Source organism: Streptomyces sp. NPDC059443, assembly GCF_042750105.1.
In the GTDB taxonomy this organism is placed as follows: domain Bacteria; phylum Actinomycetota; class Actinomycetes; order Streptomycetales; family Streptomycetaceae; genus Streptomyces.
This window is the reverse complement of record NZ_JBHYVM010000002.1, coordinates 293,484-317,436: the sequence shown is the minus strand read 5'-3', so window position 1 is coordinate 317,436 and position 23,953 is coordinate 293,484. Positions and strand designations below refer to the sequence as shown.

At 69.9% G+C, this 23,953-nt stretch carries 19 protein-coding genes and 2 pseudogenes; 12 read left to right on the top strand and 9 right to left on the bottom strand.

What is annotated here, in order from left to right; genetic code table 11:
* Nucleotides 1-32 precede the first annotated feature (32 nt).
* Nucleotides 33-1,748 (top strand): methionine--tRNA ligase, encoded by a 1,716-nt coding sequence (gene metG / locus ACFXDJ_RS03135; RefSeq protein WP_384663296.1) that lies wholly within the window; start codon nt 33-35, stop codon nt 1,746-1,748.
* Nucleotides 1,749-1,894: 146 nt separating this feature from the next.
* A complete protein-coding gene (locus ACFXDJ_RS03130; RefSeq protein WP_384847613.1) occupies nt 1,895-2,938 on the top strand; it encodes a hypothetical protein in 1,044 nt (347 codons plus the stop codon).
* A gap of 30 nt (nt 2,939-2,968) precedes the next feature.
* On the opposite strand, the gene ACFXDJ_RS03125 is transcribed toward ACFXDJ_RS03130, so the two are convergent.
* Both ACFXDJ_RS03125 and ACFXDJ_RS03120 read right to left on the bottom strand, forming a co-directional pair.
* A complete protein-coding gene (locus ACFXDJ_RS03125; RefSeq protein WP_384663293.1) occupies nt 2,969-4,504 on the bottom strand; it encodes a YfcC family protein in 1,536 nt (511 codons plus the stop codon).
* The gene (locus ACFXDJ_RS03120) at nt 4,501-5,868 is read right to left on the bottom strand and encodes a M20/M25/M40 family metallo-hydrolase (protein ID WP_384847637.1); all 1,368 of its coding nucleotides are present in this window, start codon (nt 5,866-5,868) and stop codon (nt 4,501-4,503) included. Before ACFXDJ_RS03120 ends, ACFXDJ_RS03125 begins: the two co-directional genes overlap by 4 nt.
* A 369-nt stretch (nt 5,869-6,237) precedes the next feature.
* Here ACFXDJ_RS03120 and ACFXDJ_RS03115 point away from each other — a divergent pair, with 369 nt between their 5' ends.
* On the top strand, nt 6,238-6,804 hold the full coding sequence (locus ACFXDJ_RS03115) for a hypothetical protein (protein ID WP_384662929.1): 567 nt from the start codon (nt 6,238-6,240) through the stop codon (nt 6,802-6,804).
* A gap of 55 nt (nt 6,805-6,859) precedes the next feature.
* Entirely contained in the window at nt 6,860-7,639 is a 780-nt protein-coding gene (locus ACFXDJ_RS03110) for a hypothetical protein (RefSeq protein ID WP_384662926.1), read from the top strand.
* Nucleotides 7,640-7,651: 12 nt separating this feature from the next.
* On the opposite strand, the gene ACFXDJ_RS03105 is transcribed toward ACFXDJ_RS03110, so the two are convergent.
* The 3 genes from ACFXDJ_RS03105 to ACFXDJ_RS03095 form a co-directional block, all read right to left on the bottom strand.
* A complete protein-coding gene (locus tag ACFXDJ_RS03105) occupies nt 7,652-8,830 on the bottom strand; it encodes an MAB_1171c family putative transporter (protein ID WP_384662923.1) in 1,179 nt (392 codons plus the stop codon).
* Entirely contained in the window at nt 8,827-9,384 is a 558-nt protein-coding gene (locus ACFXDJ_RS03100; protein WP_356655814.1) for a toxin-antitoxin system, toxin component, read from the bottom strand. The genes ACFXDJ_RS03105 and ACFXDJ_RS03100 overlap by 4 nt, the downstream gene beginning before the upstream one ends.
* 64 nt (nt 9,385-9,448) lie before the next feature.
* Nucleotides 9,449-10,117, bottom strand: a complete 669-nt coding sequence (locus ACFXDJ_RS03095) for a helix-turn-helix domain-containing protein (protein ID WP_384662919.1) — start codon at nt 10,115-10,117, stop codon at nt 9,449-9,451.
* Between the two features lie 226 nt (nt 10,118-10,343).
* On the opposite strand from ACFXDJ_RS03095, the gene ACFXDJ_RS03090 reads away from it, so the two are divergent.
* From ACFXDJ_RS03090 to ACFXDJ_RS03060, 7 genes are all read left to right on the top strand, one after another.
* Nucleotides 10,344-11,333 (top strand): helix-turn-helix domain-containing protein, encoded by a 990-nt coding sequence (locus tag ACFXDJ_RS03090; RefSeq protein WP_384847610.1) that lies wholly within the window; start codon nt 10,344-10,346, stop codon nt 11,331-11,333.
* Between the two features lie 55 nt (nt 11,334-11,388).
* Complete coding sequence (locus tag ACFXDJ_RS03085; protein ID WP_384847607.1) at nt 11,389-12,780, top strand: 6-phospho-beta-glucosidase; 1,392 nt, start codon at nt 11,389-11,391, stop codon at nt 12,778-12,780.
* Between the two features lie 74 nt (nt 12,781-12,854).
* Nucleotides 12,855-14,957 carry an MDR family MFS transporter gene (locus ACFXDJ_RS03080; protein ID WP_384847604.1) on the top strand — a complete coding sequence of 701 codons (2,103 nt, stop codon included), beginning with the start codon at nt 12,855-12,857 and terminating at the stop codon, nt 14,955-14,957.
* A gap of 184 nt (nt 14,958-15,141) precedes the next feature.
* On the top strand, nt 15,142-16,581 hold the full coding sequence (locus tag ACFXDJ_RS03075) for an NAD(P)-binding protein (RefSeq protein ID WP_384847601.1): 1,440 nt from the start codon (nt 15,142-15,144) through the stop codon (nt 16,579-16,581).
* A gap of 476 nt (nt 16,582-17,057) precedes the next feature.
* Nucleotides 17,058-17,729 (top strand): hypothetical protein, encoded by a 672-nt coding sequence (locus ACFXDJ_RS03070; RefSeq protein ID WP_384658939.1) that lies wholly within the window; start codon nt 17,058-17,060, stop codon nt 17,727-17,729.
* Between the two features lie 241 nt (nt 17,730-17,970).
* Nucleotides 17,971-18,129, top strand: a complete 159-nt coding sequence (locus ACFXDJ_RS03065; RefSeq protein ID WP_384658936.1) for a hypothetical protein — start codon at nt 17,971-17,973, stop codon at nt 18,127-18,129.
* On the top strand, nt 18,126-18,443 hold the full coding sequence (locus tag ACFXDJ_RS03060; protein WP_384658934.1) for a hypothetical protein: 318 nt from the start codon (nt 18,126-18,128) through the stop codon (nt 18,441-18,443). Before ACFXDJ_RS03065 ends, ACFXDJ_RS03060 begins: the two co-directional genes overlap by 4 nt.
* Nucleotides 18,444-20,358: 1,915 nt before the next feature.
* On the opposite strand, the gene ACFXDJ_RS03055 is transcribed toward ACFXDJ_RS03060, so the two are convergent.
* From ACFXDJ_RS03055 to ACFXDJ_RS03040, 4 genes and pseudogenes are all read right to left on the bottom strand, one after another.
* Nucleotides 20,359-20,577, bottom strand: coding sequence for a hypothetical protein (locus ACFXDJ_RS03055; protein WP_384847599.1), 219 nt, complete (start codon nt 20,575-20,577; stop codon nt 20,359-20,361).
* Between the two features lie 375 nt (nt 20,578-20,952).
* A pseudogene (locus tag ACFXDJ_RS03050) lies at nt 20,953-21,473 on the bottom strand (DUF6879 family protein).
* A pseudogene (locus ACFXDJ_RS03045) lies at nt 21,460-21,650 on the bottom strand (hypothetical protein). Before ACFXDJ_RS03045 ends, ACFXDJ_RS03050 begins: the two co-directional pseudogenes overlap by 14 nt.
* A gap of 110 nt (nt 21,651-21,760) precedes the next feature.
* Nucleotides 21,761-22,861, bottom strand: coding sequence for an ATP-dependent DNA ligase (locus tag ACFXDJ_RS03040; RefSeq protein ID WP_384847596.1), 1,101 nt, complete (start codon nt 22,859-22,861; stop codon nt 21,761-21,763).
* Between the two features lie 75 nt (nt 22,862-22,936).
* Between ACFXDJ_RS03040 and ligD the strand changes: the two genes are divergently transcribed.
* Entirely contained in the window at nt 22,937-23,953 is a 1,017-nt protein-coding gene (gene ligD / locus ACFXDJ_RS03035; protein ID WP_384847593.1) for a non-homologous end-joining DNA ligase, read from the top strand.

The window sequence follows — 23,953 nt, the reverse complement described above, 5'->3', positions numbered from 1 at the left end:
TAACCGGCATATATGAAATGGAGCATCCGAGGATGGCTCGACACCTGATCACCAGCGCGCTTCCCTACATCAACGGGATCAAGCACCTGGGCAACATGGTCGGGTCGATGCTTCCGGCGGATGTGTACTCCCGGTACCTCCGCCAGCGCGGCCACGACGTCCTCTACATCTGCGCCACCGACGAGCACGGCACCCCCGCCGAGCTCGCCGCGAAGGAGGCCGGTCTCTCGGTCGCCGAGTTCTGCGCGCAGGCCCACGACGCCCAGAAGGCGGTCTACGACGGCTTCGAGCTGTCCTTCGACTACTTCGGCCGCAGCTCCTCCGCGCAGAACCGCGAGATCACCCAGCACTTCGCGCGCCAGCTCCAGGCGAACGGGTTCATCGAGGAGCGCGCGATCCGGCAGGTCTACTCGCCGGTCGACGGCCGCTTCCTGCCGGACCGTTACGTGGAGGGCACCTGCCCGCACTGCGGCTACGACAAGGCCCGCGGCGACCAGTGCGAGAACTGCACCCGCGTCCTGGACCCCACGGACCTGATCGAGCCCCGCTCGGCCATCTCCGGCTCCACGGAGCTGGAGGTCCGTGAGACCACGCACCTCTTCCTCCTCCAGTCCAAGCTCCAGGGCGAGGTCGAGGCATGGGTCGCGGAGCACGAGGAGGAGTGGCCGCAGCTGGCTTCCTCCATCGCCCGCAAGTGGCTGACCGAGGGCCTGCACGACCGCGCCATCACGCGCGACCTCGACTGGGGCGTCCCGGTCCCCGCCGACACGTGGCCCGAACTGGCCGCCGACGGCAAGGTGTTCTACGTCTGGTTCGACGCCCCGATCGAGTACATCGCCTCCACCAAGGAGTGGGCCGACGCCGACCCGGCGAACCGGGACTACAAGTCCTGGTGGTACGAGGCCGAGGACGTTCGTTATACCCAGTTCATGGCCAAGGACAACGTCCCGTTCCACACGGTGATGTTCCCGGCCACCGAGCTCGGCACCCGCGAGCCGTGGAAGAAGGTCGACTACGTCAAGGCCTTCAACTGGCTGACGTACTACGGCGGCAAGTTCTCCACCTCGCAGAAGCGCGGCGTCTTCACCGACCACGCCCTCGAAATCCTGCCGGCCGACTTCTGGCGCTACTTCCTCATCGCCAACGCGCCCGAGTCCGACGACTCCTCCTTCACGTGGGAGCACTTCGCGTCCACGGTCAACAAGGACCTCGGCGGCGCCCTCGGCAACTTCGTCAACCGCGTACTGACCTTCTCCCGGAAGAAGTTCGGCGACGAGGTCCCGGCGGGCAGCCCGGCCGGCGAGGCCGAGGCCAGGCTGGGCGAGCAGATCGCCGAGCTGCTGGCCGAGTACGAGGGCCACATGGATTCCCTCCAGTACCGCAAGGCCGCGGCCGCGCTCCGCGCCCTGTGGTCCGCCGGTAACGGGTACCTCGACGAGAAGGCCCCCTGGCTGGAGGTCAAGACCGACCTGGACGGCGCCGCGCTCACGCTGCGCACCGCGATGAACCTCATCCACCTCTACTCGGTGGTCTCCGAGCCCTTCATCCCGGCCTCGGCGCGCGCCATGCGCACCGCGTTCGCGCTCGACGGGGACACGGCGACGTGGGTGACCCCGGAGCAGGCCAAGTCCCTGGACGCGGTACCGGCGGGAACGCCGTTCACCGTGCCGCCGGTGCTCTTCGCGAGGATCACCGAAGAGGACCTGGAGTCCTACCGCGAGCGCTTCGGCGGCAACCCGGAGGCCTGATCCGACAGGTATGACTCCGTGAGGGGCGCGACCCGTTGACACGGGCCGCGCCCCTCACGCGTACCCCCGGCCGGAGGGGTGCCGTTCGTCCCGGAGCGGGCCCGGGGGAAGATCGGTTCTTCGATTCGATCTCAGGGGGAGACACGATGAGGCGTTCGGTCCCGGTCATCGCCACGCTCGTGCTGCTGTGCGCGGCCGTCGGCTGCCGGCAGCAGTCCGACGCGAAGGCGTCCGACGGACCGGCGGCCGCCGGTCCGTCGGCCTCGGCGCGCCCGCTCACCGCCGACGAGGCGCGGGTCATCGTCGAGACGGTCAACAAGCGGGGGGACGCGGACAGTTCGGACCCCGAGGTGATCAAGGGGGCCGCCGAAGGGCCGTGGTTGGACGAGTTGCTCGCCATCTCCGAGAACGGCAAGAGGTACGGGACCGGCGCCCCGCCCCGGCCGACGAACTCGCCCGCGACCTCACCGGCCGTGCACGCGTGGGCCGGATCGGGCCCAGACGGCAAGGGCCGGTGGATCCTCGGCGCGTACGAGACGGCTTCGGCCGCGGTCGGTGCCACGGAGAACGCGGCGGAGCTGGTCTGGTCGCTCTACCACGAGGGGGCGGACGGGGTCTGGCGCAAGGCCCTCAAGACGTACGCGCCGTCGCTCACCGCTCTGCCCCAGCCCGCGACGGGTTCCGACGGCCAGGCGGTGACCGGAGGGGACACCGCGAAGCTCGCCGCCGACCCGGCCACCGTCTGTGGCCTCTACGACGACTACGTGTTCGGTACGTCGGGACCGGACACCGACGGGATCTCCTGGGGCGCGGGGATCGACGGCGCCCGCGTCGACAGGGCCGACGCGAAGAAGAGACTGCCGGAGAGGCTGAGCAACCCGGCTTCGCTGAATACCGTCTCCGATCCCACCCGCACCCCGTACGGGCCGCTCTGGCGGACGAGCGACGGCGGGGCGCTCGTGGCATGCCTCTCGCTGCGGACCACCACCGTCGACATGGGCCCGGGCCGCTACCAGGAGTTCAGCTACAGCGGCTGGTCCGGCACGACGGGCATCCGCTGGAGTTCGTACACCCAGAGCCAGTTGGGGATGACCGTGCTGAAGGTCCAGCCGGGCGCGGGCGAGGTGTCCGTCGCGGCCCAGGTGTCCTGGCCGTACAAGTTCGACGGCACCCGCCACACCGGGAACTGACCGGGAACTGTCCGGGAGCCCGGCCCGCCCTCACAGCGCGGCGCCCAGGGCCAGGAACGCGCAGATCAGCACGGCGAGGATGCCGAGCAGCGGCCAGACGAAGCGCAGGTACTTGTCGTAGCCGACCTTGGCCAGCGCGACGCCGCCGATGGTCACGGCGGTGGTCGGGACCCAGAGGTTCATCCAGCCGCTCGCCGCCTGCCAGGCCGTCACCATCAGCGCGCGGGAGACGCCCGCGAAGTCGGCGAGCGGGGCCAGGATCGGCATGGTGAGCGTGGCGTGGCCGGAGGTGGAGGGGATCAGGAAGGCGAGCGGGAGGTTCACGAGGAAGACGATGATCGCGAAGACCCCCGAGGAAGTTCCCTTGACCACGCCCTCGATGGAGTGGAGCACGGTGTCGGTGATCTTCGAGTTGTTCATGATGACGGTGACCCCGCGCGCCAGCATGATGACCAGGGCGGGCGAGATGAAGTCGGCGGCGCCCTGGATGATCGTGGAGCTGAGCTTGGCCTCGCCCATCCGGGCCACCAGGCCGATCAGCACGGCCGCGCAGATGAAGAGCGCCGCGAGCTGCGCGAAGGACCAGTCCAGTTCCCAGCCGTACGGGGTCGCGTCCGCCTTGCCGGTGAGCGCGCTCGACCAGGGCACCACCGAGAAGATCATGAAGGTGAACACCAGGACCAGCAGCACCAGCACCGTCTTGTGCAGGCCGGTCAGCTCGGGCTCCGCCTCCTCGTCGCCGGTGGCCTTCTGCTCCCGGTCGCCGGGCAGGAACCCGCACAGGGACTTGGCCGGATCCTTCTGGACCCGCCGCGCGTACCGGATGACGTAGAGGACGGTCACGGCGGTCAGCACGATCCACATCAGGAACCGCAGCCCGATCCCGTCGCCCAGCGAGATGTCCGCGGCCGAGGAGGCCACGCCGGTGGCGAACGGGTTGACGGTGGAGCAGAGCACGCCGACGCCGGCCCCGAGGATGGAGGCGCCGACCGCGACCAGCCGGTCGTAGCCGAGGGCCAGCATCATGGGCACGAGCAGGCCGTAGAAGCCGAGGGTCTCCTCGGCGAAGCCCTCCACGGTGCCGAGGATGGAGAAGACCACCATCACGGCGGCGATCAGCAGCGCGCCGCGGTTGCGCAGCCGGTGGGCGAGGCGGGCGATGCCGCGGTCGAGGGCGCCGGTGGCGAAGACGACGGTGATGAACGAGCCGATGGCGAGCACGAAGAGGAAGACCCCCGCGCTGCCGTAGAGGTCGCCGCTGAAGGTGGGCCCGACCTGGTGGGTGCTGGGGTCCTGGATGCCGTAGAGACCGTTGACGGGGGAGAGGAACAGGTCGTTCAGGCGGTCCGTGAAGCTCTGGGTGCCCGCGACCCGGTGGTAGGTGCCCGAGACGGGGGCGCCGCTGTCGTTGCGGTCGTACTGGCCGGCCGGCACGAGGAAGGCCAGCAGCCAGATCGCGACGGTGACGATGGCCAGCACGGTCAGGGCGCTGGGGAAGGAGTACCTCTTCGCCGGCGGCTCCTCTTCCGGAGCCGGTGCGGCGGGGGCCGGGGCCGAGGTGGTCACCGCGCGCCTCCGGAGGCCGCCGGGTCGTGGGGCGCGGGCGGGGCCGGGGGCGGGGAGGGCTCGAAGTCCGCCGCGTACTCCCGTACGAAGGCGGCCATCGCCACCACCGTGTTGCGCAGCTCCGACAGGAGCACCCGCTCGTTCGGCGCGTGCAGGTTGCACATGCTGTCCTGCGCGCCGAACAGCAGCACCTCCGCGCCCGGAGCCGCTTGCGCGAGGCCGTTCACCAGAGGGATCGAGCCGCCCGTGGCGACGTACGAGGCCTGCGTGCCCCAGGCCTCCTTGAGCGCGGTCAGCGCCGCCCGGTACGCCGGCCCGCCCGTCTTCGCTTCGAAGCCGGGGCCGGTGTCGCCGGGGGTGACGGTGAGCGGGATGCCGAAGGGCGCCTGCGCCCGCAGGTGTGCCACCAGCAGGGCGCGCGCCTCCCTCGGGTCCTGGTGCGGGTGGAAGCGGAGGTTCAGTTTGGCCCGTGCGTACGGGACCACGGCCGAGGCGGCGTGGTCCACGCTGGGCGCGTCCAGCCCGATGACCGTGATCGCGGGACCGCTCCAGAGCCGCTCGCCGAGCGAGCCGGTGCCGATCAGCGGCAGGTCCTGGAGGACCGAGGCGAGTTCGCGGAACTCCTCCTCGGTGTAGGTCGTTCCATCCCAGGGATCGCGCCGCAGCCCGGGCACGGCGACGTCGCCGTTCTTGTCGTGCAGGGTGGCGAGCGCGCGGAGCAGAACGAGCAGGGCATCCGGGGCGGCGCCGCCGAACTCCCCGCTGTGGCGCGGCTCGGCGAGCGTGCGCACCTCCACCGTCACCTCGCAGGCCCCGCGCAGACCGGTGGTCAGGGTCGGGGTGCCCGGCCGCAGATTGCCGAGGTCGGCGATGACCATGGCATCGCAGGCGAACCGCGCCGGATCGGTGGGCGGGTAGTCGTCGAAGGGGCTGCCGTACTCCTCCTGCCCCTCGATCACCAGCTTGATCCCGACCGGCGGGCGGCCGCCGTACACGCGCAGCATGCCCAGGTGCGCGATCACGTTCGACTTGTCGTCGGCGATGCCGCGCGCCCGCAGGCCGCCGGGGACCGGAGTCGGCTCGAAGGGCGGGGAGAGCCAGAGGGACGCGGCGCCCGCCGGCTGGACGTCGTAGTGCCCGTAGAGCAGCACGGTCGGGGCGTCCGGATGCGGGGGCGGGATCTCGCCGTAGATCACCGGGGCGGTGTCCGGGAGGTCGATCCGCTCGATCGACGGGACGCCCGCTTCGCGCAGGAGGGCGACGATCAGGTCGTGCGCCTCCTCGACGGGCTCCGGCGGATAGCCGGGGAAGGCGATCGAGGGGATCGCCGCGAGCCGTTCGAGGTCGGCCCGCAGGCCGTCCATCAGGGCGTCCACCTGTTCTTCGAGGCCGCGCCCGCCGTTCCCCTGGTGCCCGCCGTTCCCCTGGTTCCCGCCGTTCCCGCGGTGCCCGCCGTTCCCGCCGTCCGTTTCCACCCGCCACCGTCCCTGTGCTCCCGGGGAGACCCCGCCGAGCTGCGGAATCGGTTCTCCGATCATCGGGCGGGGTCGCGGCGGCCGCGTGGCGGAATGGGCCGGACGGGTGAGCCGGTCGCTGCGGGCCGGGTGGTGCGGGTGGCTTGAACTGAGTCCTCGTGGGCGGATCTTGACCTGTCTGCCGCGTATCGAACCCCCGCGGTGATCGTTTCTTCAGGCGTAACCCTCATCCCTGCCGCTGAATCGGGAGAACGCGCGGTGACCGCTTGGCAGTACTTCGCCGGGGCCGGCCTGGTGGCGGCGCTCTGCCCGCTGCACGGTCATGTGGAGGTCGCCGGAGACGGCCACGGCGGGCACGGAGCCCGGGTCGACCTGTGCGTTCCGGCCGGGCCGAAGCCGGCGCCGCCCGCGGCGGAGCCCTCCGCGCGGCCTTCGGCACGGGTGACCCTGTCCGGCGCGGCGGGGCCGACGGTGCTCCATCCCGGGCGGGGCCCGCTCCCGGCCGCGTCTCCGAGGCCGGGCGCGGCGGCGCAGCCCCCTCCGGGGCCGACGGCGGAGGCGGTGGCCGGGGTGGCGGAGCCGCCGGGGGTCGCGGTGGACGGGCCGGGGGGCGCGGAGGCGGCGCCGGCCGAAGGGAAGGCTCCGGTCCGGGGCGCAGCCGGGGCCGGGCCCGGGGGGCGGTTCCACGTGCGCCCGTACCACTCTTCGGCACTGGCGAGGCGCGGCCCGGACGGCATGTCCACCGTGATGCTCATGGTCGTCGTGACCACCCCGGCGGTCCTCGCGGCCGTCGCGCTGCGACCGCGTTCCAAGAGCCGCAGCTGAACGTTTCGTCCGTTCATTCCACCTACGGAACCTACATGACCTACGGAGAACCCTCGTGTCCGAATGGCTGGTCCTGGCCATCGCCATGGCGCTCGTCTGCGCCCTCGTCCTCGCCTTCACCGCGCTCCGGCACCGCCGGGTCGCCGCTGACGAGGACACCAGCGAAACCCCCGACGTCATCGAGTACATGGTGATGATGGTCGGCGTGGTCTACGCGATCGTGCTCGGCCTGGCCATCGCGGGCGTCTGGGAGGCGCGCGGCGCCGCCGAGGACAGCGTCCGCCGCGAGGCCCAGTCCCTGTACGAGGTCACCCAGCGGGCCGACGTCTATCCGGCCCCGGTCCGCGACCGGATCCGGGGCGAGGTCAACGCGTACGTCGCCCACACCGTCAGCGTGGACTGGCCGCGGCTGATCGCCGGAGCGCCCGCGTCCCCGGAGGGCGGCGAGCTGCTCGGCAAGCTGCGCGGCGACGTGACCCACCAGAGCCCGGGCAACGAGCTCCAGGCGCAGGCCTACCAGCCGCTCCTGGACCACATCGCGGCCGCCGACGACGCCCGGCACGAGCGGACGCAGAGCGACGAGTCGACGCTGCCGGGTGTGGTGTGGTTCGGGCTGGTGGTGGGCGGGCTGGTCACGGTCGGGCTGATCTTCACCCTGCAGATCCGGCGGTCGGGGCGGGAACTGCTGCTGGCGGGGCTGTTCAGCGCGCTGATCGTGTTCCTGCTGTTCATGGTGTGGAGCTTCGACGCGCCCTTCGGCCGGGACGGAATCGATTCCGCCGCGCCGTTCCAGGACCTGTTCCCGGGGCTGTCGCTGGCCGCCGGGCGCCCGTAGCGCTGGTGCTGCTCAGACCCCCGACAGCGACGCCTGCCGCCGGAACTCGGCCACCACCGGCGAGTTCCGCAGGGCGTGCGAGATGCGTACGAGGTCGCGCGGCCCGTCGGCGGCCGGCGGCGCCCCGTCCTCGCTGGCTCCGATGACCCGCCCCTCGGGATCGGCACGGCGCGCCCGTACGGCCGCCGCCACCATGGCCGCGTCGGCGACGGCCCGGGCGTTCTCCTCGTCGGCGCCGCGGGACAGGGCCCGCGCGAGGGCCTCGTCCCGGTGGCTCGGGTCGAAGTACGGGCCGAGGTGCAGGAAGCCGTCGTGGATGTCCGACTCGCGTTGGATCACCCGGATGTCGGCGGCGGACCACCAGGACATCCGCACGCTCACGGGCGCGTCCGCCCCGGAGGTGCGGACCTCGTGCCAGAGCGGGCCGAGACGCCGGTACGTGGTCCAGTGCTGCAGGCTGTCGGTGAGGCGCTGGCAGAGCAGCGGCAGCACGAAGCCGACAGCGCTGATGAGCGCGCCGACGGAGGCGAGCGGCGGGGCGACGTAGGTGCTCAGGCTGTCGAGGTCGTGGCCGAACCAGCGGGCGACGACGGCGCTCATCTTCGCGGCGTCGTAGCTGAGGTTGAAGAGGTAGCCGACGACGATGATCATCAGGCCGGTCCGCAGCCAGCCGCGCACCTGGAGCGACCAGCGCCAGCACATGGCGACCATGACGAAGGCGGCGACGTTGTGCGCCAGCAGGTACAGGGCGATCATCTGCCGCATGTACGGGGTGTTGGCGTAGAACGTGTCGAAGTCGCGCAGCCGCTCGACCGGGGTGTCGCCCAGCATGAACAGCACCATCAGGGTCGCGGTGACCGTGCCGTAGCCGAGGATCCAGCGCCGCGATATCCGCCGGGTCTGTTCGGGCGGGCCGCCGCGCCAGTTGACGATCAGGACCAGGCAGGACGCGCTGAAGGCGGTGATGAGGCAGTAGACCAGAGGGGCCGAGAAGTTGGTGACGCCGGTCCAGCGGTTGACCGCCAGGATGGTGGGCGGGGCGGCGAAGGTGAAGACCGCACCGGCCAGGATGAGCAGGGCGCAGACCGATCGCAGCAGCGGGTCACGCCAGTTGTGCCGTAGCGCGGGCAGCTTGAAGGCGAGCGCGATCGCCAGTGCGGCTGCCGGTATGTAGTAGTCCTGGCCGTTCAACGGTCGTTCCTGTGCCCCCGGTATCCGAGCGATGCCTCGATGCGGCCCGCCAGCTGGTCACGTTGTGCCGGTGCCCGGTGGCTCGCCGATCCGGCCAGCCACGTACGGCACCTGCTGCCCAGCAGTAAGCCGAAGGTCTCGGCTTCGGTCTCCTCCTGGACGTCGGCGCGGGTGCGCGCGGCCACGCGCCGCACGGTCTCGCCGATGTCGGCCTCGTCCGACAGCAGCCGGGCGGCGACGGCGGCGCCGTCGACGTGGTGGCTGCAGTGGCCTGCCTTCATGTGCCACAGCTCGTGACCGAGGATCACCAGCTGATGGTCGGGTGCGGTGCGTTCCTCGATGACCACGAGATCGCGGTCCGCCATGTCGAGCCACAGACCGCTGGCCGTTCCCGGCGGGAACGAGGCCATCCGGAACTCCACCCGGCGGCCGCGGTGCTTGCTCATGCCCTCGCAGAGGGCGGCGTAGAGGTCCACAGGTTCCACGGGCGCGGTCAGCGTGATGCCGGCCACCAGTTCCCCGCACAACCGCCGCTGCTCTCTGCCTATGCTCACCGTTCTCCCCGTCGGCGCGGATCCGGATCAGGACTCAAGGATCAGACCCAGACTTTCGACTGGGTCAGGATTCGTTCGGTTTGACGCTTTCGAGAAGCATGTCCAGCCATTCGGTCACCTTGTCCCGGTGCTTGTCGCTGGGCAGTTGGGCGGCCCGCCAGGCGATGCCGCGTACGCCGTGGTTCTGGAGAAGTCTTGCCAGCGGATCGCCGGTCGAAGCCGGCGCGGCGGGTACGGTTTCCCGGGCTCTTCCCGCGAAGTCCTGGAGCATCTGTTGCTCGGTCCGCTGGAGCGCGTCGGTCAGGGCGTCCGAGTCGTGGGCGGTGAGGAAGCCGGCGTGCACCCCGAAGAAGCGCTGGATCGCGTCACAGTGTTCCATGGTCGGCCGGCGGTCGCCGTTGATCAGGGCGCCGGCCTGCTGGCGCGACATGGCGGCGCCGTCCGCGATCTCCTGCTGCGTGTAGCGGCGGCCGTTGGGCTTGACCCGCGTGCGCCGCAGCAGGTCGAGGCGCTGGAGGAACCGGTTCTGGAGATCGGGTTCGCCGGCGGGCCGCCCGTCGAGCAGGGTCCGGACCACGTCGGCGGGTACGCCGGAGGCCTCGGAGAGGCGGCGCAGGTCGAAGACCTGGTTCAGGTCGCGGCCCATCTTGCCCGCGAGTTCGGCGACGCGCGTGACGGTGGCTGCCAGGTGCGCGTTGGCCACCGCGACGGGAGCCGGGAAGCCGTCTGTCACCAGTGGTTCTCCTAGATCGCGCGAGGTCGGGGTGCGGGCACGTGGCGGGCTCCTGGAATCTATCCGGTCTCACTCCGTAGGGCTAGAACTTGCCACAGCTGTGGCGCGAATGAGCTGTCAAGAGGCTGGAATTGCCACAATAGTTGACACTCGAATGAAGTCGGTAGCAGGATCGCCACACAGAAATGAAGATCCAGACCGTATTTAGCAAGAGGGGGAGCTCTCGGTGCCACATCTCGCAGCGGTGGGCCTGTCCGATGGCCTCGCCCACGCCGGTGGAGAGCGCCTGGCGGGCGAGGAATCCGCCCGCGGCGCCGTGCGCTCGGAGCGGCGCAAGGAGATTTTGCGCCAGCGCCGGGAAGAACTGGGGCTGAGCCAGGAGGACTTGGCGGCGCGCCTGCGGATCAGCGTGCGCGCCTACGGGAACTGGGAACGCGGCCTGGTCAAGGAGTGGACGGACCGCAAACTGCTCGCCCTGGCCGAGGCCCTGGAGATGAGCGAGCGGCAGTGCTTCTGGCTCTTCCGGGTCATGGTCGACCGGGACCCGCCGCACACCTGGCGGGCCGCCGAGGACAACCGGCTGCCCGAGGACCCGGCCCAGCGCGACTACCTGTGCGACTACGCGGCCCTGATGGAGGCCGTCCCCTACCCGAGCTTCCTGGTGGACCACCGCTGGGACGTGGCCCTCACCAACTCGGCGTTCGACCGGCTCTTCCAGTCGGTGCGCCCCCACCCGACCGCCCTGCCGGACGACAACTTCCTGCGCTTCGTGCTGTTCCACCCGGACGCCGCGGCCGTGCTGGAGGACCACGAACCGGCCTGGTGCGTACCGCTGCTGGCCCGCTTCGCGACCGCGCTGACGGCGGCCCCGGACGACGAGGGGCTGCGCAGCATCCGTCAGGAGGTGGCCCGCGACCCGTTCATGGAGGCGGCCTACCGGTACGGGGTGCCGCACTGGCTGACCACCAACGGGGTCGAGGCCGCCGAGCAGGACGGGGCGGTGCGCTCGGTGCGCCACCCGGACCCGAGCTGGGGTCTGGTGCGCTGCCGGATGGTGGCCGAATCCAGCCGGATGCTCGACAGCATGGGGCTGACCCGGATGACAATGGTCCTCTCGGCGCCGCAGGGCCTGCCGACGGGTCCGGTCCGGGGCTCCGCGGGAGCGGCCGCGAACCAGGCGCCGCGGCTGCGGGCCGTGCCGTCGCCGGTGGAGTGACCCGGCGGGGGACACTGGTGCCACGAAACGTGGCACTGCGAAGGGCGGTAAGGGCGTGCGGCTGACGATCCTCGGCGGGGGCGGCTTCCGGGTACCGCTCGTCTACGGAGCCCTGCTGGGCGACCACGCCGAGGGCAGGGTGTCGCACGTGACCCTGTACGACGAGGACTCCGGCCGGCTCGGCGCGATGGCGCGGGTCCTCGCCGACCAGGCGGCCGCCCACGGAGCCGCCTCGGGAGCTGCCCCGGGAGCTGCCCCGGGAGTCGCCGACCCCCCGGCCGTGACGGCGACCACCGATCTCGACGAGGCCCTGCGCGGAGCCGACTTCGTGTTTTCGGCCATCCGCGTCGGCGGGCTGGAAGGGCGGGCCGCCGACGAGCGGATCGCGCTGGCCGAAGGGGTGCTGGGCCAGGAGACGGTGGGCGCGGGCGGCATCGCGTACGGGCTGCGGACCGTACCGGTGGCCCGTGAGATCGCACGCAGGGTGGCCCGTACCGCCCCCGACGCCTGGGTCATCAACTTCACCAACCCGGCCGGGGTGGTCACCGAGGCCATGGCCGAGGAGCTCGGGGACCGGGTCATCGGGATCTGCGACTCGCCGGTCGGGCTCGGGCGGCGGATCGCCCGGCTGCTCGGCGCCCGGCCCGAGGAGGCCTGGATCGACTACGTCGGCCTCAACCACCTGGGCTGGGTGCGCGGGCTGCGGATCGGCGGCCGCGACGAACTGCCGCGGCTGCTCGCCGACACCGGGGCGCTGGAGTCCTTCGAGGAGGGCCGGCTGTTCGGCGCGGAGTGGCTGCGCTCGCTCGGGGCGATCCCCAATGAGTACCTGCACTACTACTACTTCAACCGTGACACGGTACGGGCGTACCAGGAGGTCAAGCAGACGCGCGGGGCGTTCCTGCGCGACCAGCAGCGCGGGTTCTACGCCGAGGCCGGACGGCCGGATCTGGCCGTCGGGGCGGCGCTGAGCGCCTGGGACCGGACCCGGGCCGAGCGCGAGGCCACGTACATGGCCGAGAACCGCGAGGTCGCGGGGGTCGGCGAGCGGGACGAGAGCGACCTGGAGTCGGGCGGGTACGAGAAGGTGGCCCTCGCCCTGATGCGGGCCATCGCCCGGGACGAGCGCGCCACCCTGATCCTCAATGTCCGAAACCGTGGCACGCTCGCGGCGCTCGACGCGGAGGCGGTCATCGAGGTGCCCTGCCTGGTCGACGCCAACGGGGCGCACCCGGTGGCGGTCGATCCGCTGCCGCTGCACGCGGTGGGACTGGTGACCTCGGTCAAGGCCGTCGAGCGGGAGGTCCTGGCGGCCGCGGCGAGCGGATCGCGGGCGGCGGCGGTCAAGGCCTTCGCGCTGCACCCGCTGGTGGACTCGGTCGGGGTGGCCCGCCGGCTGGTGGACGGGTACGCGGCGGAGCACCCGGGGCTGGGGTACCTGCGCTGACCCGCGCGGATCCGTACAGCCGCGCGGATCCGTACACCCGCAAGGATCCGTACACCCGTACGGGCCAACGCCGCATGCGGCCGGGCGGGCGCGCTGTGAGAGTGCGAGATGTGACCACTGCCTCCGCGATACCCGCCACCGCGCCCCCCGTGCTCGACCGGCGCAGGCGCAACGTCGTCTTCGGCACGATCATGCTGGGAGTGCTGCTGGCGGCGCTCGACCAGACGATCGTGGGAACCGCGCTGCCCACGATCGTGGCCGATCTCGGCGGCGGGGACCACATGTCGTGGGTCGTGACCTCCTACCTGCTCACGGAGACGGTCGCGACGGTGCTCGTCGGCAAGTTCGGCGACCTCTTCGGCCGGAAGCTGATCTTCCAGCTCTCCGCCATCGTCTTCATCACCGGCTCGTTCCTGTGCGGCCTGGCGAGCAACATGACCCTGCTCATCGCGTGGCGGGGCGTTCAGGGCATCGGCGCCGGCGGACTGATGGTCACCTCGATGGCGCTCATCGCCGACGTGGTCCCGCTGCGCGAACGCGGCAAGTACCAGGGCGCGATCGGCGCCGTCTTCGGCGTCGCCACGGTGATCGGGCCGCTGCTCGGCGGACTCTTCACCGACCACCTGACCTGGCGCTGGGCCTTCTACGTCAACGTCCCGATCGCGATCCTGGTGGTCGCGGCGGCCGCGAAGACGATCCCCTCGGTACGCGCGGCGGGCAAGCCCGTCATCGACTACCTGGGCATCGCGATGGTCGCGATCGGCGCGAGCGCGCTGATCCTGGCCACGAGCCTGGGCGGGAACGAGTACGCCTGGACCTCGCCGCTCATCATGGGGCTCTTCGCGGGCGGCGTCGTGGCACTGGCGCTGTTCTGCCTGGTGGAGAGCCGGGCCGAGGAACCGATGCTGCCGATGCGGCTGTTCCACAACCCCGTCTTCGCGGTCTGCTCCGTCCTCAGCTTCGTCGTCGGCTTCGCGATGCTCGGCGCGATGACCTTCCTGCCGACCTACTTGCAGTACGTGGACGGGGATTCGGCCACCGTGTCCGGCGTACGGACCCTTCCGCTGGTCATCGGCCTGCTGATCGCGTCGGTCTTCAGCGGCAACGTCACGAGCAAGACCGGCCAGTACCGGATCTTCCCGATCGTGGGCTGCGCCGTCATGGGACTCGGGCTCTACCTGCTGTCCCGGATGGGTCCGCAGACCAACGCCTGGCTGGAATCGCTCTACATGTTCGTGCTCGGCGTCGGCATCGGCCTGTGCATGCAGGTGCTGACCATCGCCGTGCAGAACACCGTGGACTACGTCGACCTCGGCACCGCGACCTCGGGCGTCACCTTCTTCCGTACGCTCGGCAGCGCCTTCGGGACCGCCGTCTTCGGCACGATCTACGCCAACACCCTCAAGCCCGCGCTGGCGTCGGCGGTCGCGGAGGCGGCGCGCGCCACCGGGCAGGACGCGCAGCTGCTGGGCAAGGCCGCGCAGAGCCCGCAGGGCGTGAAGGGGCTCGATCCGGCGGCGGCCGGACCGGTCGTCGAGGCGTACGCGGACACCCTCCAGACGGTGTTCCTGTGGACCGTGCCGGTGGCGGTGGTCGGCTTCGTCGTCGCGCTCTTCCTCAAGCAGGTCAAGCTGCGCGACAGCGCCCGCGCCGGTTCCACGGACATGGGCGACGGCTTCGGCTCGCCGGCCACCGCCTCCGGGGACTCGGCGAAGCTGCTGGAGCTGGCGGTCGGCAAGCTGGTGCGGAGCATGGGGGCGGAGACGGCGCGCGGGATCGTGGACGCCTCGGACACGCGGCTGGACATGGCGGGGGCGTGGGCGGTCATGCAGGTGGACCTGATGACCCGTACGGTCGGCCACGCGAGCCTCGGATTCATGGCGGCGCGGCGCCACCTGCCCCCGGAAGTGCTGCTGCCGGTCTTCGAACGGATGGTGGAGGAGGGCTACCTGACGCGGCAGAACGGCTTCTACGCGCACACCCCGGCGGGGGAGCGGGAGGCGGGTGTGATCTCGGCCGCGTGGGCGCAGTGGCTGGGGGACCAGCTGGAGAAGGACCGGGGGCGGCCGCGCAGCGCGGAACTGCGGGCGGCGGCGGACGCGATCGCCAAGCGGCTGCTGGCGGAGGACCTGGGCGACGGCAACTTCGCGCCGCGTGCGATGGCGGGGCGGCCGTAGCGGCCGGAGCGGCCGTAGCGTTCGGGGCCTCGTGCCGCCGGCCGTGATCGTTCCGTCGTTCCGTCATTCCGTCATTCCGCCATTCCGCCATTCCGTTAGGACAGTTGTGCGGGTTTCGGCCAGGCTCCGCCCGCGCAGGCTTCCGGCGGTCTGATCGTCGTACGTTCATCGGCTTGGGGGCGCAATGGCACATGTGCTGGTTATCGGCGGGGGCGTCGGAGGGCTGGCCACCGCGCTGCTCGCGGCACGCCACGGACATACCGCCGAGCTCTTCGAACGCGATACGAGGGCCCCCGGCACCGCGCTCGACCGGGACTTCTTCGGCTGGCGCAGGCCGGCCGTACCACAGGCGAACCAGCCGCACGCGCTGCTCGGCGCCGCACGCAACGTGCTGCGCGAGGAACTGCCCGATGTGCACGCCGAAATGCTCCGGCTGGGCGCGCGCGAGCGGCACGAGCTGGACTGGTTCGACGTGCGTCCGCCCGCCCGGCCCGGCGACGAGGACCTCGTGATGCTCCAGGCCCGGCGCATCGTGCTGGAGAGCGCGCTGGCCACGGCCCTGAGAGCCGAACCGGGCGTGGTCTGCCGGTACGGGGAGCCGGTGGGCGGGCTGATCGCGGCGGGGGACGGGGCCGCCGGGGGCGGGGCTCCTGGGGGACGGGCTTCCGGGGGCGGGGCTTCCGGGGTTCGTGTGACGGGAGTGGCCACCGAGGCGGGAACGTACGAGGGGGATCTCGTCGTGGACGCGGGCGGGCGGCGCGGCGGCGCCGAGCGCTGGCTGGCGGCCATCGGCTGCCGGCCCGGCACCGTGGAGCGGCACCGCACCGGCCTCGCCTACTTCTGCCGCTGGTACCGGCTGCCCGAAGGCCGCGAGGAAGGGCCGCGGCGGCCCTGGGCGGTGACCGGCGGCAGCTTCGCCGGATGCGCGGTCTTCCCGGCCGACAACCGGGTGTTCGCCGTGACCCTGTTCGTGCACACGGCGGACGCCACGCGCTCCGGACTGCGAAACCCCGCCGTCTTCGAGGCCGCCGCACGGTCCTTCCCGCCCGGCGCGGCCTGGCTGGGCCTGGGCGCCGAACCGCTGTCGGACGTACTGGCCACGGCGGGGCTCGACAACCGCTGGAGTTCGCTCGTCGACGAGCGGGGGCCGGTGGTGACCGGGTTCGTACCCGTCGGCGACGCCGTCACCCACACCAACCCGACGCTCGGACAGGGCACCTCGCTCACGTTGTGGGCCGCGCACCGGGTGGCCCGTACGGCGCACCAGGACCCGGGATCGGAGCGGTTCGCGGCCGAGTACCACGGGTGGGCGGTACGCACCCTCAAGCCGTGGTTCGACTTCCAGGTCGTCGCGGACGGGGCCATCGGGGAACGGTTCGCGACCCGGGCCGGGCGGACGGGGACGGCCCGGGAGGTGGCGGCACTGTTCGACTGCGCGCTGGAGGATCCGGAGGTGATGCGGGCGCGGGCCAGGGTCCGGCACCTGGCCGATCCGCCCGAGCGGGCCTACGCGGATCCGGAGATCAGGGCGCGGGTGGCGCGGTGGCTGTCGGAGCACCCCGACTACGTCCCGCACGAGGCCGGGCCGAGCCGGGCGGAGTGGGAGAAGCTGACGGCGGGCTGAGCGGCGGGGGGTCGCGGCTCGGGGGATAAGGGGCCGGCTCAGCCGGCGGCGGCGGGCCCGAGCACCTCGGCGAGGTCGTAACCGACGACCTCCTCCAACTGGGCGTACTGCGCGTGACAGGGACGTGTCCGGCCGGGAAGTTCACCTCTTCAAGCGCCCCGCCCTCGGGCCCTGGTCTCGTCTCGGCTGACGGAGTTGACACCCGAACCCGCGCGGGTAAGGCCCACGCGGAGCTGCTCGCCATGGTCGGTGGGTGGGAGTGGGAAGCGATCCAGGAGCGGAACCGGGACTCCCGAGCGCGCGCTCGGGAGGCTGGCCGCTGGCACGGAGGAACGGTTCCGTACGGCTACCGAATCACAGGTAGCAAGGGCAACTGGAGGCTGGTACCGGACACGGTGCCGCTCTTCTCTACCGTTGCGGACCGTCGGACATGGTCCCCCGTAGATGTCCTTCAGGGGCAGTGGAACCACCGCACGGTGAAGAACATGCTCCGGTCACGCGCGAACCTCCTTGGCGAAGACAGCCACGGCAACAGCCGAGCCAAGCCGCTCATCACGATGGGGCTCTTCCAACAGGTGCAACGCGAGATGGACGCGCGGGCGCGCACGATCAAGCCGCCACGAGCTAACGCCAACCCGCTTGCCGACGTCATTTGGCGCCCTGAGTGCACTAAGAAGTTTCACTACCTACCGCAGCCCAATCATGCGGACGGTACGGAGTACCTTGGCCGCTACCACTGCAACACGCTGAACTGCCCGGTGAAGACGATTGCAGCTAATGAGCTGTGGGAAGTCCTTGACGCTTACATACGCCTGATGGCGTCCGGGGTAGAGCGCCACCTGCTTGAAGTGATCCCGGGCGTTGACTACACCCCGGAGATCAATGACTTGAAGGGGCGAATGGAGGTCGAACCGGTCGTTCCGCAGTCCGAGCAGTGGACCCCGACGGGGGAGACGTACGGGCGCTTCTGGGAAGGGGCGACACTGCTTGAGAGGGGCGCTGAGCTGCGCCGCATCGGCGTGAAGCTCTGGGTGGATCCGAGGAAGCCCAAGGGCATCGGTACCGGTCGCATCAACGTTGACGCCCCGTCCGGCTGGCTGCGGTGGGGTCTCCTGGAGAAGTCTCGGTCACGCAATGCGATGGCTTAGATAAGGCCGCATCGCTAAGCAAGTCGCCTAACCGACTAAGCTCGAATAAGGCTTATCTCGCTAACTGGGCCAAGCGTCACTAAGTCTTAGTCCCTAAGTGCTGATGACTGTTAGAGCTAGCCGGATAAGGCTTATCGCTAAGCGGGGGATAGCCTCACCATTGCATCAATTTGCGAAATTCGGCCATCTCGTGCTTCCATGAATCCCGCCACCCCTGCATGAACTCCGAAAGGAATCCGAGATGAAGGCTGCCCTGAAAGGGACCGGAACCACTTTTCACTACGACCTGACCCGCGAGGAAGCCGAGGCCCTGAGGGCCGACGCAACGTTCCTAGGCCCGAACCTTCACACCAACGACGGTACCTGGTACGCGATCACTGAGGGGGAGCCCGCTGCATGACCACCATCAACGTCTTCAACCCCGCCAAGGGGAACAAGTGGCTGTGCGTCGAGATGGTCCGCCAGCGGCGGACGGACGGGGAGCTTGAGATCAGCCGCAACGGGATGGAGTACGTCCTGGGCATCCTCACCCACCTGAACAACGCCAGCGGCTCGCTGCTGGTGCCGCCGTCCCTGCGCGAGGAGTACGAGGAGCTGCACCTATCCACCCGTCGAGTGCAGATCGAGGCCGGTTCTTCCCCCCCCGGAGGGGAACTAACTCGTAACTCGGTACTCGTGACCCCTGACTCGGAACCCTCATCTCGTGACTCGTGACTCGTGACTCGTGACCCGCGACTCAGGACGCGGGACCCGTGACTCTCGACCCGGAACCCTCCGGGGAGAGGCTCGGTCACATTCCCGACCTTGTTGCCTGTAACGGCACCTGGAACGGATGCGACCACGCGGAGTGCGTGACTCTCCGAGATCAAACCAAGGCCACTCCGAAGCGAATCTCTAGGAGGCTCGCAGCTTGAGCCCCTCCCCCTCCGGGAGGGGCCGGCCATCGGGTCATCAAGGGGCATCAGACATACGGCCGCCTCGTCCGCTTCTTCGACGAGTAGCGGGGAGGCGGCCGGGTGGGGTCTAGCGCTTCTTCCAGAAGGTCATTAGCTCAGCGAGAGCCCGGATGATCTCCGGACGTGTCCGAGGCGGCGCCTTATAGAGGGCGATCGTCAAGCACACGATGAGCATGAGCGCTAGCACGGTAACGAACCACAGGAGCATCCAACCGCCAGAAACGGCAAGCTCTTGCATAACGGGCCACACAGCGCCTCCCCGGACGCCTAAGGCCGTCTTCGATGGAGGGGTGCCCGACGCTGCGACAAGGCAGCGCATGACGACCTCAACGAAGACAGACGAATCTGTCGAAGCACGACGCCCGCACGGCCGTGCCCCACCCGGTTGGGTGGTGTTCGTTGAGGTCGGGTGAATAAAACTCCGACGCTCCTGTGCAGCAGGTACTACAGCTGCGGGCTACCCATCGCACAAATACATCATGCAAAGGGCACGCTTGAGGACCAACTGTGGTCCTCCTTGGGTCATCGTGGCCCAAGAAATGGTGGATCGCAGCCGAGTTGGCATCACTACCGGCCCGGCGCAAGAAGACATAGAACATGGAACATAGAGGAAGCAGTTGTGAGGTCAGGTGCGACCGACGAATCCCCGAATACGGGTAGGGCCGATCGTCCCTAAGACAACTACTCATCCTGACTGTAGCCGGACATCCCACCCGCTACAAACATGCAGGTGGGCAAGGAGATTGAAGATCAGCGTCAAGCAACGACCCGACTGGGTGAGTTACTTCATCGGCATAGCCGAGGTCGTCGCGGCCCGAGGGGACCGCCACTGCTCGAAGGTCGCCGCCGTCCTCGTCGGCCAGGACCGCTGTATCCGCTCGACCGGCTGCAACGGCACCCCCGCCGGGGACCCCTCGTGCACTGCCGGCTCCTGCCCGTGCTGCAACTCGGGCCAGCTATCGGCCCCTCCACGAAGGCCTGAAGGGGTAGCCCCACGAACCATCAAGAGGCCGAGGCTGGTACCTACGCGGCTGGACGCGTGGAAGCGTCAACAGCCCAAGTACCACGAGGTGAGTACGTGGGCCGTACCGAAGGCTGGTGAGCGGGTTCTCGGAGCCTCGGGGGAGGCTCTGCTGCCGGTCTACGTGCTGGACGTGCCGCAAACCGTTCCTGGTGTCCGTATGGCTTCCAGCAACGTCATGGGGTCCGGGAGGTGGCATCAGGACTGTTCAGGCTGCGAGGGAGCTAAGAGCAGGGCTCACGATGCTGGGGCCCCGCGTGCCGGCCAGCACAACCCAGGCGCCAACCATCCAGACCTCACAGAGGAGTTACCCCCATGACCCACCTTGCTTGCCGTCGCCCCGGGTGCCCCTTCATCCGGTCCCCTCGCAACGACTCCAAGGGCGGCTACCGCCCTTACGGCTCCAGCCCTTGCTCGCTTTGGGTGGCCCTCGCTAAGCGCATCCTGCCGAGGGAGACACCGTTAGGGCCCGAGCCCTCATGAAGGCCGAGACCACCCTTGATGCCCGGACACGCAAGGGAGAACATGTGCGACTTCCTGAAAATGTCTTCAAGGCTTAAGGCCTTGCACCGCAGCGCTAAGGCTTAACGCTTAAGGCTCTGCATCACAGGCAGGTTGTTCATGGCCTGCCAACGATCACGGATCACTGCGGTCACGAAGGCGAGTCGGCCCAGGTCTCCGGGCCTCCCCCGCGCCACTCGAAGAGCGCTTCGTCCGTGCGGTCTGCGGCGTCTGGGTCTGGGTGTCCTGCTTCCCGCAGGAACTCGACCACGTCGCTCGCCTGGTAGGCGGTCCCGAGTATCTGCTCGTCGTACCGGACCTTCCGCCACCCGCGCTCATCCGGTGGATACACGACTGCGCGTCTCTCCATGGCCCCAGCCTCCGGCAGGGCCGCCCCACCCGCATCCCGACCTTGAAGGAGTTCCACCATGGCCAAGCGTGGACCAGTCCCCAATCGATCCGATGAACTTCTCGGCCATCGCTCGAAGTCCCGCTACGTGGTGCCTGGCAGCACCCCGGCCGCCGTCCGCATTTGGCCAGCAGCTCGGACTTACCCAGAAGACTGGTGCAGCTTCCACATGCACGCCCACCCAACCCGCCGCGAGGCCTGCGAGGCCTGCGTGGACGAAGGGCGACTGATCCGATGACGAACGAAGCCTTGCCTTCTCATCTGGCCCTGAGCCGAGTTGGGTCGGGTTTCGACGGTCACCATGTGCCCGCAGCGCGGCCCCAAGCTGTGCTTTGTTCACTCGCCGTACTTGGCCCACCAGTCGGTGAACGGCTCCGCGTGGGCGAGTGCCGCTTCCCGGTAGGCGACGTAAGCGGCGGCTTGCTCTTCCGGCAGAACATCAGTGCCGAGGTACCCCCGGCATCGTCGTACCGCATGACGGCCGTGTCCTTGGAGTCGAAGAGCCAGAAGTCCGGGGCGGCTTCGAGAGGGTTCGGGGCGTCCGTCACATCGAGGATGAAGAACTCTTCCCCGCCGGTCATGTTCGTCCGGTAGCCCCAGCCGACTTCGAAGCGGAGGTAGTCCGTGAGAGGCCGCTTGAGGACGTGCACGCGGTACACCCACTTGCCCTCGTGGGCGAGACCCCGGAGTTCTTCGACCCATCCGGCGTTGTAGCCCTCCGGCTGCTCCTGGCCGGCCCGGAAGGCTCGGTAGGCATCGACGTTTCCCGATCCGCTGTAGTCGTCCAGGGTCTTCAGGCGGAACGCCTCGTGCTGGAACCGCTCGAAGAGCTCGGCGAGGGTGCTAGATGAGGCCATCGGCAATGGCCTTCTTGATCAGCTCGACGGGGATCTCCACGAGGGTTTCGTGGGCGGGATCTTGAGTCCGTGGTCGGTGGGCGTCTCACCCTGGACGAGGAACGTGCCCCTGTCGGTCGCGTAGATCGTGGGGCAGTCCTTGAGGTCACAGGTGCTGATCAGCTTGGTCACCTTCATGGCTTCCGGTTCCCCTCTCCCGTGCGGCGGAAGTGCCGCGTTCGATGCTCCCGAGCCAGAGTCATCAGGGTCAAGGGATCATGGTTGAGAGAACGGGAAACCGGGCGTGTCTACGTGTCCTTCAAGCCGAGGACTTCGTCCAGGTCGTAGCCCACCACTTCCTCAAGCTGATCGTAGGTGCAGCTCTCGGGGGTTCGGTCGGGCCGCCAGCGGCGCCACCGGGCCGTATGCCGGAACCTTCCCGGACCGCTCGCTTCCTCTCCCTCTATCCTGTTGGTAAGGGTGTCGTACGCGACCTCGCAGACCCACTCGGGGCGCAGCGGCACCCAGGACAGGTCCTTCTTCCCCGTCCAGCGGCTCTGCGCCCCGGGCAGCCGGGCGCTCTCGTGGGCGGCCTCCTCGGCCCAGGCGGCCCACGGATGGCCCTCCGGATCGGGCATCCGGAGCGGTGCGAGCTCGTCGACGAGTTCGGCGCGGCGCTTCATGGAGAAGGCGGCGCAGACGCCCACGTGCTGGAGGACGCCGTGGGCGTCGTACAGGCCCAGAAGCAGCGATCCGACAATCGGACCGCTCTTGTGGAAACGGAATCCCGCGATGACGACGTCGGCCGTACGCTCGTGCTTGATCTTGAACATGAGGCGGGCATCGGGCCGGTAGGGAAGATCGAGGGGTTTGGCGACGACCCCGTCGAGCCCGGCGCCCTCGAATCGCTCGAACCACTCCTGCGCGAGCGCGGGGTCGGTGGTCGCGGGCGCGAGATGCACGGGGGGACGGGAAGTGGAGAGCATCCGGGTCAGGGCGGTACGGCGGTCGGCGAGCGGGGTGTCGAGGAGGGACTCGTCGCCTAGAGCGAGCAGATCGAAGGCGACGAAGGCGGCGGGCGTCGTCTCGGCGAGCATCTTCACCCGGGAGGCGGCGGGATGGATCCGCTCGCTGAGCCGGTCGAAATCGAGCCGTCCGCCGTGGATGAGGACGATCTCGCCGTCGACGACGCAGCGGTCGGGCAGATTGGCCTTGAGCGCGACCACCAGCTCGGGAAAGTACCTGGTCAGGCTCTTCCCGGTACGGCTGCCGAGCTCGATCTCCTCCCCGTCGCGGTGGACGATCGCCCGGAAGCCGTCCCACTTGGCCTCGTACTGCATGCCCGGCGGGATCTTGGCCACGGACTTGGCGAGCATCGGCTTCACGGGCGGCATCACCGGCAGATCCATGTCTCCGATTCTGCGGTGGCATGCCCGGACCTGCTCGGTGTGCGGCCCCGGCCGGGCCCGCCTACCGTGGCGCACATGGGTGCTGCGGGCAATGCGATCGAGCTGGAGGCGGGTGGCCGGGCGGTCCGGCTGTCCAGCCCGGACAAGGTGTACTTCCCGGAGCGCGGACTCACCAAGAGGGACGTGGCCACCTACTACCTCGCGGTCGCGGACGGCATCACGCGCGCCCTGCGCAACCGGCCCACGACCCTGGAGCGGTATCCGGACGGAGTGGAGGGCGAGTCCTTCTTCCAGAAACGGGCCCCGAAGAACCTGCCCGACTGGATCCCCACCGCCCACATCGCCTTCCCGAGCGGGCGCACCGCCGACGAGATCTGCCCGACCGAGCCGGCCGCCGTCCTGTGGGCCGCCAATCTGGGCTGCCTCACCTTCCACCCCTGGCCGGTGCGCCGGGACGACACCGACCGTCCCGACGAACTGCGCATCGACCTGGACCCGCAGCCGGGCACCGACTACCACCACGCGGTGGCGGTCGCCCACGAACTGCGCGCGCTGCTGGAGGAACTGGGGCTGCGCGGCTGGCCCAAGACCTCGGGCGGCCGCGGCCTGCACGTCTTCGTTCCGATCGCGCCGCGCTGGACCTTCACCGAGGTCCGCAGGTGCGCGATCGCGATCGGCCGTGATCTGGAGCGCCGGATGCCGGGGAAGGTCACCACCGCGTGGTGGAAGGAGGAGCGGGGCGAGCGGATCTTCGTCGACTACAACCAGACGGCGCGCGACCGCACCATCGCTTCGGCCTACTCCATCCGCCCGCACCCGCACGCCCCCGTCTCGGCACCGCTGCGCTGGGACGAGTTGGACGCGGCGGAGCCGCGCGACTTCGACATCGTGACGATGCCGGCGCGCTTCGCGGAACTGGGCGATCTGCACGCGGACATGGACGACCACGCCTTCTCCCTCGACGCCGCACTGGAACTGGCCGACCGCCACGAACACGACCACGGCCTCGGCGACATGCCGTACCCCCCTGACTACCCGAAGATGCCCGGCGAACCGAAACGCGTCCAACCGAGCCGCGCGAAGCACGACTGA